This window comes from Pseudomonas sp. Leaf58 (genome assembly GCF_003627215.1).
GTDB lineage: Bacteria > Pseudomonadota > Gammaproteobacteria > Pseudomonadales > Pseudomonadaceae > Aquipseudomonas.
This window is the reverse complement of sequence record NZ_CP032677.1, coordinates 2,612,787-2,625,673: the sequence shown is the minus strand read 5'-3', so window position 1 is coordinate 2,625,673 and position 12,887 is coordinate 2,612,787. Positions and strand designations below refer to the sequence as shown.

General features: G+C 63.4%; 10 protein-coding genes and 1 pseudogene. 7 read left to right on the top strand and 4 right to left on the bottom strand.

Going from position 1 to position 12,887, the window contains the following annotated elements; all coding sequences use genetic code 11:
• Window positions 1-2 precede the first annotated feature (2 nt).
• The 5 genes and pseudogenes from paaE (at window position 3) to paaZ (ending at window position 6,484) form a co-directional block, all read left to right on the top strand.
• Window positions 3-1,079, top strand: a complete 1,077-nt coding sequence (gene paaE, locus DV532_RS12205; RefSeq protein WP_056797098.1) for a 1,2-phenylacetyl-CoA epoxidase subunit PaaE — start codon at window positions 3-5, stop codon at window positions 1,077-1,079.
• A gap of 172 nt (window positions 1,080-1,251) precedes the next feature.
• Window positions 1,252-1,560: a DUF485 domain-containing protein gene (locus DV532_RS12200; protein ID WP_056797095.1), complete on the top strand. Its 309-nt coding sequence runs from the start codon at window positions 1,252-1,254 to the stop codon at window positions 1,558-1,560.
• Window positions 1,551-3,119, top strand: a pseudogene (locus DV532_RS12195) (cation acetate symporter); the annotation flags it as partial. The gene DV532_RS12200 and the pseudogene DV532_RS12195, both read left to right, overlap by 10 nt.
• Before the next feature lie 39 nt (window positions 3,120-3,158).
• Window positions 3,159-4,391 (top strand): OprD family porin, encoded by a 1,233-nt coding sequence (locus tag DV532_RS12190; RefSeq protein ID WP_056797089.1) that lies wholly within the window; start codon window positions 3,159-3,161, stop codon window positions 4,389-4,391.
• 41 nt (window positions 4,392-4,432) lie between these two features.
• The gene (paaZ, locus tag DV532_RS12185) at window positions 4,433-6,484 is read left to right on the top strand and encodes a phenylacetic acid degradation bifunctional protein PaaZ (protein WP_056797085.1); all 2,052 of its coding nucleotides are present in this window, start codon (window positions 4,433-4,435) and stop codon (window positions 6,482-6,484) included.
• A gap of 106 nt (window positions 6,485-6,590) precedes the next feature.
• Here the strand turns inward: paaZ and DV532_RS12180 are convergent, their stop codons facing one another.
• Window positions 6,591-6,860, bottom strand: coding sequence for a DUF6555 family protein (locus tag DV532_RS12180; protein WP_056797082.1), 270 nt, complete (start codon window positions 6,858-6,860; stop codon window positions 6,591-6,593).
• Window positions 6,861-7,030: 170 nt separating this feature from the next.
• Entirely contained in the window at window positions 7,031-7,240 is a 210-nt protein-coding gene (locus DV532_RS12175; RefSeq protein WP_056797079.1) for a general stress protein, read from the bottom strand.
• Between the two features lie 258 nt (window positions 7,241-7,498).
• Between DV532_RS12175 and DV532_RS12170 the strand changes: the two genes are divergently transcribed.
• Both DV532_RS12170 and DV532_RS12165 read left to right on the top strand, forming a co-directional pair.
• Entirely contained in the window at window positions 7,499-11,281 is a 3,783-nt protein-coding gene (locus tag DV532_RS12170; RefSeq protein WP_056797076.1) for a CheR family methyltransferase, read from the top strand.
• 81 nt (window positions 11,282-11,362) lie between these two features.
• Window positions 11,363-11,764: an NUDIX hydrolase gene (locus tag DV532_RS12165; RefSeq protein WP_056797074.1), complete on the top strand. Its 402-nt coding sequence runs from the start codon at window positions 11,363-11,365 to the stop codon at window positions 11,762-11,764.
• Window positions 11,765-11,812: 48 nt separating this feature from the next.
• Here DV532_RS12165 and DV532_RS12160 read toward each other — a convergent pair whose 3' ends face one another.
• Entirely contained in the window at window positions 11,813-12,364 is a 552-nt protein-coding gene (locus DV532_RS12160) for an ATP-dependent Clp protease proteolytic subunit (RefSeq protein ID WP_056797071.1), read from the bottom strand.
• A 22-nt stretch (window positions 12,365-12,386) separates the two neighbouring features.
• Window positions 12,387-12,761 (bottom strand): low affinity iron permease family protein, encoded by a 375-nt coding sequence (locus tag DV532_RS12155; protein WP_056797069.1) that lies wholly within the window; start codon window positions 12,759-12,761, stop codon window positions 12,387-12,389.
• Window positions 12,762-12,887 lie beyond the last annotated feature (126 nt).

Below are 12,887 nucleotides of genomic sequence, written 5' to 3'. Positions count from 1 at the left end.
CCATGAGCCAGTTTCACAGCCTGACCATCAAGCAAGTGCGTAAAGAGACCCGTGATGCGGTGTCGATTGCCTTCGATGTACCCGCGCACCTGCAAGCGCAGTTTCGTTTTACCCAAGGCCAGTACCTGGTCATGCGTACCCAGCTGGACAACGAGGAGGTTCGCCGCTCCTACTCCATCTGCAGCGCCGTGCAGGACGGCGAACTGCGCGTGGCCGTCAAGCGCGTACCCGGCGGGCGCTTCTCGGCGTTTGCCAATGATGCGCTCAAGGCCGGCCAGCAACTGGAAGTGATGCCGCCGTCAGGCAGCTTCTTCGTGCCGCTGGACCCGGCCCGCCAGGGTCATTACCTGGGCGTAGCCGCCGGCAGCGGCATTACCCCGATCCTGTCGATCATCGCCACCACCCTGGCCAACGAGCCACACAGCCGCTTTACCCTGCTGTACGGCAACCGCTCCAGCTCGGGGGCGCTGTTCCGCGACAAGCTTGAAGACCTGAAAAACCGTTACCTCGACCGCCTGAACCTGATTTTCGTGTTCAGCCGCGAGCAACAGGATGTCGACCTTTACAACGGCCGCATCGATGCCGACAAGTGCGGCCAACTGTTCTCGCGCTGGCTGGACGTTGCCAGCCTGGACGCGGCATTCATCTGCGGCCCGCAGGCGATGACCGAGACCGTGCGCAACAGCCTGCAGGCCAATGGCATGGCCAAGGAGCGCATCCACTTCGAGCTGTTTGCCGCTGCTGGCAATGAAGCCCGTCGCGAAGCCCGCGAGGCCGCACGCCAGGTGGACTCGGCGCTCAGCCACGTCACCGTGATCAGCGATGGCCGCGCCCTCAGTTTCGACTTGCCGCGTAACACCCAGAGCGTACTGGACGCTGGCAATGCCATCGGTGCCGAGCTGCCTTATTCGTGCAAGGCCGGGGTGTGCTCCACCTGCAAGTGCCGGGTAATCGAAGGCGAAGTGGAAATGGACAGTAACCATGCCCTGGAGGACTACGAAGTGGCGGCCGGGTATGTGCTGTCGTGCCAGAGCTACCCGGTGAGTGACAAGGTGATCCTCGATTTCGACCAGCTCTGACACCGAGCCGCCTGCTTCGCGGGTAAACCCGCTCCCACAGGGATTACACCAGGCCTGAGGGTGGCCCCCCAACCTGTAGGAGCGGGTTTACCCGCGAAGAGGCCATCAGCAACACCGCAGCATCCAGCGTGACCTCATAAAAAACAATTACAACACCCAGAGATCGCAACCCATGACACCCGAACGCATCGAAAGTATCGCCAACCACCCCGACTTCCAGCACCTGGTACGGCGCCAACGCCGCCTCAATGGCAGCCTGACCTTGGCCATGCTGGTGATCTACTACGGCTTCGTCCTGCTGGTGGCGTTTTCCCCCAGCACCCTCGGTCAGTCCCTCAGCGGCGGGGTGACCACCGTCGGCATGCTGGTCGGCGTGCTGATGGTGCTGCTGTCCTTCGCCCTGACCGGCATTTACGTGCACCGCGCCAACAACGTGCTCGACCCGCTCAACGACAAGCTCAAGCAGGAGTGCGCGCAATGAACTGGACCGCTATTTCGATGTTCATGGTGTTTGTCTGCTTCACCCTGCTGGTCACCCGCTGGGCGGCATTACGCACCCGCTCGGCCAGCGATTTCTACACCGCAGGCGGCGGCCTCACCGGCATGCAGAACGGCCTGGCGATCGCCGGCGACATGATCAGCGCCGCCTCGTTCCTGGGCATCTCGGCGATGATGTTCATGAACGGCTACGACGGCCTGCTATACGCCCTGGGCGTGTTGGCCGGCTGGCCGATCATCCTGTTCCTGATTGCCGAGCGCCTGCGTAACCTGGGCAAATACACCTTCGCCGACGTGGTCAGCTACCGCCTGGCGCAAACCCCGGTGCGCCTGAGCTCGGCGTTCGGCACCCTGGTGGTGGCGCTGATGTACCTGGTGGCGCAGATGGTCGGCGCCGGCAAGCTGATCGAACTGCTGTTCGGCATCAGCTACCTGTACGCGGTAATGCTGGTCGGTGTGCTGATGGTCGCCTACGTCACGTTTGGCGGCATGCTCGCCACCACCTGGGTGCAAATCATCAAGGCAGTGATGCTGCTGTCGGGCACCACCTTCATGGCCTTCATGGTGCTCAAGCACTTTGGTTTCAGCACCGAGGCCATGTTCGCCAGCGCTGTGGCCGTGCATGCCAAGGGCCAGGCCATCATGGCCCCCGGCGGCTTGCTGTCCAACCCGGTCGACGCCATTTCGCTGGGCTTGGGCATGATGTTCGGTACCGCCGGGCTGCCGCATATCCTGATGCGCTTCTTCACCGTCAGCGATGCCAAGGAAGCGCGCAAGAGCGTGTTCTACGCCACCGGTTTCATTGGCTACTTCTACCTGTTGCTGATCGTCATCGGTTTTGGTGCCATCGTCATGGTCGGTACCGAGCCGTCCTACCGTGACGCCGCCGGCGCAATCATCGGCGGCGGCAACATGGTCGCCGTGCACTTGGCCCAGGCCGTGGGTGGCAACCTGTTCCTTGGTTTCATTTCGGCAGTGGCCTTCGCCACCATTCTGGCCGTGGTCGCGGGCCTGGCGTTGTCTGGCGCATCGGCCGTATCCCACGACCTGTATGCCTGCGTGATGCGCAAAGGCCAGGCGACCGAGCGCGAGGAAATGCGGGTGTCGCGTATCGCCACCCTGGTCATTGGCCTGCTGGCGGTAATCCTCGGGCTGATGTTCGAGTCGCAGAACATCGCCTTCCTGTCTGGCTTGGTGCTGGCGGTGGCGGCCTCGGTCAACTTCCCGGTGCTGCTGCTCTCGATGTTCTGGAAAGGCCTGACCACCCGTGGTGCGGTGTGCGGCAGCATGGCCGGCCTGGTTTCGGCGGTACTGCTGGTGGTACTGGGCCCAGCCGTGTGGGTCAACGTGCTGCACAACGAGAAGGCGCTGTTCCCCTACAGCAACCCAGCGCTGTTCTCCATGAGCCTGGCGTTCCTCAGTGCCTGGGTATTCTCGATCACCGACAGCTCCGAACGGGCGGTTGAAGAGCGCGGCCGCTACCTGGGCCAGTTCATCCGCTCCATGACCGGTATCGGCGCCGCCGGCGCCAGCAAGCACTGACTTCAAGGACGAATAACCATGTCGGGTAAAACAACAACAATGAACCGCTCGCACCTCATGTCAGCCGCCTGGCTGGCAACCCTGGCCATGCCGTTGCCGGCGCTGGCGGACTTCATCAGCGACAGCCACGCCCGGCTGGAGCTGCGCAACCACTACCTCAACCGCGACTTTCGCCAGAGCAATGCACCACAGGCCAAGGCCGAGGAATGGGGCCAGGGCTTCACCGCCAAGCTGGAGTCGGGCTTCACCGACGGCCCGGTCGGCGTCGGCGTCGATGCCATGGGCCAGTTGGGCATCAAGCTCGACTCCAGCCGCGACCGCCGTAACACCGGCCTGCTGCCCTTCGGCCCCAACAGCCATGAGCCGGTCGACGACTACAGCGAGTTGGGCCTGACCGGCAAGCTACGGGTGGCCAAGAGCACCCTACGCCTGGGCACCTTGCAACCGATCCTGCCCGTGGTGGTGTACAACGACACCCGCCTGCTGGCCTCCACCTTCCAGGGCGGCCTGCTTACCAGCCAGGACCTTGCGGGCCTCACCTTCAACGGCGGCCGCCTGACCAAGGCCAACCTGCGTGACTCCTCGGGCCGTGACGATATCGGCTACGGCGCCGCCAGCAGCGACCACCTGGACTTTGGCGGGGGCAGCTACGCCATCACCCCGCAAACCAGCGTCAGCTACTACTACGCCAAGCTCGAAGACATCTACCGCCAGCAGTTCGTCGGCCTGATCGATACTCGCCCACTGGGCGAAGGCCTGAGCCTGCGCAGTGACTTGCGCTACTTCGACAGCCGCAACGACGGCGCCGAGCGTGCCGGCAACATCGACAACCGCAACTTCAACGCCATGTTCACCCTCGGCGTGCGGGCCCACAAGTTCACTGCCACCTGGCAGCAGATGTCCGGCGACAGCGCCTTCCCGTTCGTCAACGGCGGCGACCCGTTCACCGTCAACCTGGTCACCTACAACACCTTCACCCGCGCCGGGCTGGACTCCTGGCAAGTGCGCTACGACTACGACTTCGTCGCCCTGGGCATCCCCGGCCTGAGCTTCATGACCCGCTACACCGACGGCCGCCACGCTGAAACCGCCACGGTCAGCAATGGCCGTGAGCGCGAGCGCGACACCGACATTACCTATGTCATCCAGAGCGGCCCATTCAAGGACGTCAGCCTGCGCTGGCGCAACGTCACCTTCCGCTCCGGCAATGGCCTAACCAATGCCGTGGACGAAAACCGCCTGATCATCGGCTACACCGTGGCGCTGTGGTAACAGCGCCCCCTCTACCTTATTGAAACCGCTTGGAGAACAGCATGTCTGCCGCCCCTACCCTGCAAAGCTTCATCGCCGGCCGCTGGCTTGGCCAGCACGGCGCCCAGGCCCTGCGCAGCGCCCTGGACGGTCACGTCCTGGCCTACAGCCACGAAGAGCGCCCGGACTTCGCCGAGGCCGTGGACTTCGCCCGTGCCCGTGGCCTGACCAGCCTGATGGCCATGGACTTCCAGCAACGCGCGCAACGCCTCAAGGCCCTGGCCCTGTACCTGGCCGAGCGCAAGGAACAGCTCTACGCCTTGTCCCATCACAGCGGCGCCACCCGCGCCGACAGCTGGATCGACATCGAAGGCGGCAATGCCACGTTGTTCGCCTATGCCGGCATCGGCAGCCGCGAACTGCCGTCGGGCAACCTGGTGCACGAAGGCCCAGCCATCGCGCTGGGCAAGCAAGGCCACTTCGCCGGCAGCCACATCCTGGTGCCACGCGCAGGCGTGGCGGTGCACATCAACGCCTTCAACTTCCCCATCTGGGGCATGCTGGAAAAGTTCGCCCCGACCTTCTTGGCCGGCATGCCGTGCATCGTCAAGCCGGCGACCTCGACCAGCTACCTGACCGAGGCCGTGGTGCGCCTGATGAACGCCTCCGGGCTGTTGCCCGAAGGCAGCCTGCAACTGGTGATCGGCAGCACCGGCGACCTCCTCGACCGCCTGCAGGGCCAAGACGTGGTGACGTTCACCGGCTCTGCCGATACCGCCGCCAAGCTGCGCGTCACACCGAACCTGGTGCGCAACTCGGTACCGTTCACTGCCGAAGCCGACTCGCTGAACTGCGCCATCCTCGGCCCGGACGTGACCCCGGACAGCGAAGAGTTCGACTTGTACCTCAAGGAAGTGGTGCGGGAAATGACCACCAAGGCCGGGCAGAAATGCACCGCCATCCGCCGCGCCATCGTCCCGGCCAAGCACATTGACGCCGTTGCCACACGCCTGCGCGAGCGGCTGAGCAAAGTGGTGGTCGGCGACCCTTCGCTGGAAGGCGTGCGCATGGGCGCGCTGGCTTCCCACGACCAGCAGCACGACGTCGCCGAGCGGGTCCGCAGCCTGCTGCAAAGTTGCGATCAGCTGTTCGGCGCCAGCGATGGCTTTGCCCCGCGTGGCGAGGGCGTGGCCGAGGGCGCGTTCTTTGCCCCGACCCTGCTGCAAGCGCGCGACCCGCATGCCGAAGGCGGTGCCCACGATATCGAAGCGTTCGGCCCGGTCAGCACGCTGATGGGCTACGACGACCTTGACGAAGCCTTGGCCCTGGCCGCGCGTGGCAAAGGCAGCCTGGTGGCAACCCTGGTCACCGCCGACCGTAGCGTCGCCGCCAAGGCCATCCCGGTGGCCGCCGCCTGGCATGGCCGCCTGCTGGTACTCGACAGCGAAGCTGCCAAGGAATCCACCGGCCACGGCTCGCCATTGCCGCAGCTCAAGCACGGCGGCCCGGGCCGCGCCGGTGGCGGTGAAGAGCTGGGTGGCCTGCGCGCCGTCAAGCACTACCTGCAACGTGCTGCGGTACAAGGTTCACCGAGCATGCTCACGGCGGTAACCGGTGAGTACGTACGCGGTGCTGAAGTGATCGAAAGCGAAGTGCACCCGTTCCGCCGCTACTTCGAGCAGTTGCGCATCGGCGAATCGCTGCTTACCCATCGCCGCACCGTGACTGAGGCCGACTTGGTCAACTTCGGTTGCCTGTCCGGCGACCACTTCTACATGCACTTCGACGAAATCGCTGCCAAAGAGTCGCAGTTCGGCAAGCGCATTGCCCATGGCTACTTCGTGTTGTCGGCGGCGGCTGGGCTGTTCGTTTCCCCGGGTGCCGGGCCGGTGCTGGCCAACTATGGCCTGGATACCCTGCGCTTCATCAACCCGGTGGGCATCGGTGACACCATCCAGGCGCGGCTAACCTGCAAGCGCAAGATCGACCAGGGCAAGACCAGCCCACTGGGCCAGCCACAGGGCGTGGTGGCGTGGGATGTGGAGGTGACCAACCAGCTGGGTGAGCTGGTCGCCAGCTACGACATTCTGACTTTGGTGCTGAAAAAGCCCTGATGAACTGATTGAGGAGCGGGCTGGTCCGCGAACAATCCGACGCGGTGCCTGGCACCGGCTGCGCCGGTGTTCGCGGGCAAGCCCGCTCCTACAAGGCATCAGGCGTTCACACAGTCGCTGCTGGGTCGCCCACCGACTGGTTCGGCTTGCCCCCTGACACCCGCCAGCTCACGGCGGTAATTCCGTAGCGCTCGGCCATCGGCCGGCTGACTTTCCTGATCTTTTCACGCCCGAACTTGGGAATAATGCCAATCCCCGCATCGCAACTGGCCCAATGCCAAGCCTCGGCATTGTCCAGTTGTTCCAGACGGATAATGAAACTGCGTGGCTGGCCATGCAGTAGGTAATCAATGATGTACAGCTGTGGGCTAGGCATCGCAGGGGCCTCCTCTTCTCCATGGATGACACCCTGATTGATCGGGGCAGTGCCAGAAGATTCAAAAAAAATGCCGAACAATAGTTAACACAGGCCGAGGCGGCCTCAGCGGCAAGGGGTGGGCAGCACCCGGCACTCGCAAGTGCCGAGCGTATACCGGCCCATTCAACTCACTGTTGACGGCCCCCACCGTGGCTGTTCTGCCCACCCTTGCGGCCGGCTTCCGATGCCCGTTGACGGTCGTTGGCAAAGTTGCCACCAGACGCTTGCCCGCCTTTGTGCCCCGCACGTGAGGCCCGCTCGCGGTCATTGGCGAAATTGCCCGGGTTGGTTTCCTTGGTGCCGCCACGCTGGCGGGTTCGCGGTTGGTCCTGCGCCATGTCGTTTCTCCTTACGATGGATTGGCGAGTCGCATGGGTGCGTGCCATGCCTTGGTTCCGAACCGCCGATCACCTGCTTTGCTCAATGGCATTGCAGGCAACTGACCAGCGGCACCAAACACAGGCAGGCAAAATGTTTGTGTGACGGACGCAGGCGGGTCGCACTTTCGGTGGTTTGCACAGGTCTCAAAAACATGGCGACGGCCTATAATCGCGCCACAACCACCCACGTCCGATGGTCTGCACAAGGCTCCGTCCATGAAGTCGTCCTCTAAGCAACCTGCCTCGCCCCAAAACCCGGCGCTCACCCCCAGCCACCTGGATTTCCCAGTGGTGGGCATTGGTGCTTCGGCAGGTGGCCTGGAAGCGATTTGCACGTTGTTCCGGCAAATGCCCAGCGACTGCGGCATGGCCTTCGTCGTGGTGTTGCACTTGTCCCCCGACCACCAGAGCGTCGCCGACCGCATCATCCAGGAAACCACGCAAATGCCGGTGCGCCAGGTGACCGAGCCGGTGCCCATCGAACGCAACCATGTCTACGTGATTTCACCGGCTAATCGCCTGTCCACCAACGATGGCTATCTGCGCGTGGCCCCGGCCAACCGCCGCCGCGGCGACCACGTGGCCATCGACCTGTTCTTCCGCGACCTGGCAGACGTGCACAAGGACCACGCCTTCTGCGTAGTGTTGTCTGGCACCGGGGCCGATGGCGCCGTGGGCCTGTCGCGGATCAAGGAGCAAGGCGGCGTGACCCTGGTGCAAACCCCAGACGACGCCCAGTACGACTCCATGCCCCGCGCCGCCATTGAAACCGGCATGGTCGACCTGGTGCTACCGGCGGCAGAAATACCGCAGAAGCTGCTTGAACTGTGGCGCAATGCCCGCCAGGTTCGGCTGCCGGAAATCGACGACGATACCCTGCCACCGGCCTTGGGCACCCGCAGCGGCGATGCCCAAGCCTGTGAGCCGCTGCTCGAAGAAATCCTGTTGCAGCTGCGCAGCAATACCGGCCACGACTTCCAGCACTACAAGCGCGCCACCGTGCTGCGGCGCATCGAGCGCCGGCTGCATGTGACCGGGCAAACAGACCTCAAGGCTTACCTGCATTACCTGGAACAGCACCCCGATGAATCCGCCGCGTTGCTGGCCGACATGCTGATTGGCGTGACCAACTTCTTCCGTGACCGCGAAGCCTTCGAAGCCCTGGAGCGCCATGTGCTACCGCAAATGGCCTGCGAACGCGACCCCGCCGAGGGCACAGAGGAGATCCGCATCTGGTCGGCCGGCTGCTCCACTGGCGAAGAGGCTTACAGCCTGGCCATGCTGATGTGCGAGCAGTTGGCGCTGGAGCAGCGCGCGCGCAAGGTGCAAGTGTTTGCCACCGACCTGGACGAACGCGCTATTGGCATTGCCCGCAGTGGCTCCTACCCTGAGGCGATCGTCACCGACGTACCACCCAGCCGGCTACGCCAATTTTTCGTCAAGGAAGACCAGCATTACCGGGTGCGCAAGGAAGTGCGCGAGAAGGTGCTGTTCGCCCGCCATAACCTGCTATCGGACCCACCGTTCTCGCAGATCGACCTGGTTGTCTGCCGCAACCTGCTGATCTACCTGGACCGCGAGGTGCAGCGTGACATCCTGCAGATGTTCCATTTCGCCTTGCGCCCAGGTGGCTACCTGTTCCTCGGTTCGTCCGAGTCGGCCGACGTGGCCTGTGAACTTTTCGCCCCGGTGGACAAGCGCAACCGCATTTTCCGCGCGCGCGATGCCAGCAATGCCGGGCGCCGCTCTGGCCGCTTGGTGCCCGGTACACCGGCTGCCAGCATGCCCCTGGAAGCATTGGTCAAGGCCAAGCCAGGGCGCAAGCCCTCCTTCGCCGAGCTGCACCACCGCGCCCTGGCGCGGCGCATGCCACCCAGCCTGATCGTCGATGTCGATGGCAATGTGCTGCACATGAGCGAGGGCGTGGGGCGCTTCCTGCAGATGACCGGGGGTGAGCCGAGCCGCAACCTGCTTAACCTGGTGCTGCCGTCCCTGCGGCTGACCCTGCGCAGCACCTTGTTCCAGGCGCGCCAGGGCAGCGAGGCAGTCACCTCGCGCCCGGTCGACCTGGCCGATAGCGAGCACAGGCTGCAGGTGGAGGTCACCGTGCAGCCGTACAAGGACGAGCTCAGTGGCAGCGACTGCCTGCTGGTGGTGTTCGAGGAGCGCGCACCTGACCCGTCGTTGCCGTTACCCGGTGCCATCCGCCAAACCGACAGCATGTTCCTGCACAACCTTGAGCGGGAACTGCAGCGTACGCGCCTGCAACTGCAGGAAACCATCGAGCAGTCAGAGGTCTCCAGCGAGGAACTGACGGCTTCCAACGAAGAAATGCAAGCGATCAACGAGGAGCTGCGTTCAGCCAGCGAAGAGCTGGAAACCAGCAAGGAAGAGCTGCAGTCGATCAATGAGGAATTGCTCACGGTCAACTACGAGCTGAAGAACAAGGTCGAGGAAACCGACAAGGTCAACGACTACCTCAGCAACCTGATCGCCTGCACCGAGATCGCCACGGTGTTTGTCGACCGCAACTTGCGTATCCGCTGGTTCACCCCGCGCGCCACCGACCTGTTCAACATGCTGCCGGTCGACACGGGGCGCTCACTGCTCGACATCACCCACCGCCTGGAATACCCGGCGCTGGCCGACGACGCCCGCGCCGTGGCCCAGGGCGAAACCATCATCGAGCGCGAGATTGGCGGCCATGGCGACCACTGGTACCTGGCGCGGCTGCTGCCCTACCGCTCCAGCGAGCAGAAAATCGACGGCACGGTGCTGACCTTCATCGATATCAGCAGCAGCCACGCCGCCGAAGAGCGCGTACGCCTGGGCGAGGAGCGCCTGAGCCAGCAGTTGGCCGAGTCGCAAAGTACCAGCCACATGAAGGACGAGTTTTTCGCCGTCATGTCCCACGAGCTCAAGCACCCACTCAACCTGATTCAACTCAATGCCGAAATCTTGCGCCGCTTGCCGTCGATCAAGAACATCAGTGCCGCAAGCAAGGCCGTCGGCACCATCTGCGAGGCGGTGACCAGCCAGGCGCGGATCATCGATGACCTGCTGGATGTGGCGCGCATTCGCACCGGCAAACTGAAACTCAAGACCGAGCCGGTTGACCTGTGCGTCATTCTGCAGGGTATCCATGGTGTGGTGATGAGCGAGCAATACCCCTGCACGGTCCGCCTGCAGTTGCCCGCCGACAACCTGCCGCTGATGATCGACGGGGATATCACCCGCCTGGAGCAAATCATCTGGAACCTGCTGAACAATGCGCTGAAATTCAGCCCGCCAGGCAGCGAGATACGCCTGGTGCTGAGCCACGACGACGACCACGCGCGCCTACAAGTGATCGACCACGGCGTGGGCCTGAGCAGCGACAGCCTGGAGCACATCTTCGACCTGTTCAGCCAGGCTGCGCCGCAGCTGGCAACCCATAGCCGTGAAGGCCTGGGCATCGGCTTGTCGCTGGTGCGGCAACTGGTAGAGGCCCAGGGCGGGAGCGTGCGCGCCAGTTCACCGGGTCTGGGCCTGGGCTGCACCTTCACGGTCACCCTACCCCTGTGCAATGCGCAGAGCCGGCAGCCTGCGCCCGGCACCGAGCCGCAGAGCGAGGGCCGCCTGAGTGGCATTCGCGTGTTACTGGTGGATGATTCCGTCGAAGTGCTGGCAGTGATGCAGGAACTGCTGGAAATGGAGAGCGCCAGCGTTACCGCCTTCAGCAAGCCGCGTGAGGCCTTGGAGGCCGCTGCGGGCGAGGAGTACGACATCATCCTGTCCGATATCGGCATGCCGATGATGGACGGCCACGCGCTGATCAAGGCCCTGCGCGGTTATGTGCACCTGCGCCATACCCCCGCCATCGCCCTGACCGGCTATGGCGCCAGTGCCGACCAGCACAAGTCGCGCCAGTCAGGCTTCGATCGGCACTTGAACAAGCCAGTGGGCTATGACGAGCTGGTCGAGGCCATCGAAACGTTGAGCGGTTCGGTGCCGTACTGACCGCTGGTCAGGTTCAACGCAACGTTTATTGCTGCCCGGGGCCGAATCCTCATGGAATAAGGGATTCGCCCAGGAGCCTGAATGAAGCCAGTCAAGCATCGCGCCACCATCATCTGCCGGCATGGCAAGCAAAGCCATAAATGGTTATGGGTCAGAAAGCCCAACGCTGCCTGGACCCTGCCCGGCGGCAAGATCGAACCTGGCGAGACGCCGCTGCAAGCCGCGGAGCGTGAATTGCTGGAAGAGACCGGCTTGCAGGCCGCATCGCTGACCTTGTTGATGCGCCATGAAGCGGCAGCGCGTGTGCATTACGTGTTCGAAGCCGAGTTCGCCGATGCGCCGCAGCCCATCGCCCGGCATGAAATTGCCGACTGCCGGTTTGCCCACCTGGACCAGGTGCCACTGCTCAAGGACGAGATCAAGCTGCTGATCCGCGCCTTGCTGGCCTGCGACCGCGCGACCGCCGCCTCTATCACTGTGTAAAGTCGCTACCGTACAGGCGCGGGCTAGCCCGCAACACACCGGCAACCACTAGGCATGCACACTCCACTGGCTGGTCCCGGCCTCGATGCGCATTTCGTCGATGGCGTGAATCATCCCGTTTTCAAACGCCTCCTTCGGCCCCAGTATCCGCGGGTAAGCCATCAAGTAACTCGGCACATCCAGCACCTCGGCCGCCCCTTCGGTGCGTTCAGCCACGATCTGCGCGTACAGCCGCAGGTCATAGTCCAGGCTCATTGCATATTCGGCCATGCGCGCATGGTCCACCGAGCCGTGCAAGGTCCAGTGGAACGGATGGAACAGAAACTTGCTGTAGCGGCACGCGGTGCGCCGTTCCCCAGCCAGGAACAGGATGTTGCCCATGGACTCCACCGTGCCGAGGTTGTGGGTATGCACTGCAGTCGGCAACGCCCGCAGAAAGTTGTACAAGGTGAACCCATAGCTGCACTCCCCACCCATGGTGGCGATGTTCAGTTGCAGGGTTTCGGCGCCTTTGTCCAACGCCCTTGAACAGGTACTGATCAGGTTGCCACAGGTGGACGCGTTGATCGGCCCGGTGAAGTGGATGATATGTCTGGCCATGCTTGCCTCCAGGGTTGGCAGTTCATTCCTTGGGCGTGTGCGCATCGTTATCCTGCTGGGCCATCTGCCGGTACTGCTTGCGCAAGGCATGCAGCTCGGTCGGGTCCATGTCTTCCAGGTCCAGCAGCGCCTTGTGCGCCCGCTGGGTGGTGCGCAGCAATTCGTCGATCTTGATGTGCAATTCGTCGTTGTCGCGGTTCTGGGTGTTCTGGATCAGGAAGACCATGAGGAAGGTGATGATGGTGGTCGAGGTATTGATCACCAATTGCCACGTGTCGTTGAAATTGAACAACGGCCCGGTGACCGCCCACGTCACGATCAGCAGGCAGGCAATGCCAAAGGTCAGCGGGCGGCCTGCGCAATTCGCCAGCCACTGAGAAAAGCGGTCGAATTTCATCCTGGCGCCCTTCCTCATAACGGGTATAACGGGTATGCGGTGGAGACGTTGCAGCGCGCAAAGTTCAACGCAGTGTCTGCCATTCCCGTTGGTCAACCGTGCTGAACCCTGGCTGCTGTTCACCAG

Coding starts and splice junctions, on each gene's coding strand:
- DV532_RS12200 (WP_056797095.1), top strand. CDS start 1,252: ATGACACCCGAACGCATCGAAAGTATCGCCAACCACCCCGACTTCCAG.
- DV532_RS12160 (WP_056797071.1), bottom strand. CDS start 12,364: ATGGCCAGACATATCATCCACTTCACCGGGCCGATCAACGCGTCCACC.
- DV532_RS12175 (WP_056797079.1), bottom strand. CDS start 7,240: ATGGCGCAGGACCAACCGCGAACCCGCCAGCGTGGCGGCACCAAGGAA.
- paaE (WP_056797098.1), top strand. CDS start 3: ATGAGCCAGTTTCACAGCCTGACCATCAAGCAAGTGCGTAAAGAGACC.
- paaZ (WP_056797085.1), top strand. CDS start 4,433: ATGTCTGCCGCCCCTACCCTGCAAAGCTTCATCGCCGGCCGCTGGCTT.
- DV532_RS12170 (WP_056797076.1), top strand. CDS start 7,499: ATGAAGTCGTCCTCTAAGCAACCTGCCTCGCCCCAAAACCCGGCGCTC.
- DV532_RS12155 (WP_056797069.1), bottom strand. CDS start 12,761: ATGAAATTCGACCGCTTTTCTCAGTGGCTGGCGAATTGCGCAGGCCGC.
- DV532_RS12190 (WP_056797089.1), top strand. CDS start 3,159: ATGAACCGCTCGCACCTCATGTCAGCCGCCTGGCTGGCAACCCTGGCC.
- DV532_RS12180 (WP_056797082.1), bottom strand. CDS start 6,860: ATGCCTAGCCCACAGCTGTACATCATTGATTACCTACTGCATGGCCAG.
- DV532_RS12165 (WP_056797074.1), top strand. CDS start 11,363: ATGAAGCCAGTCAAGCATCGCGCCACCATCATCTGCCGGCATGGCAAG.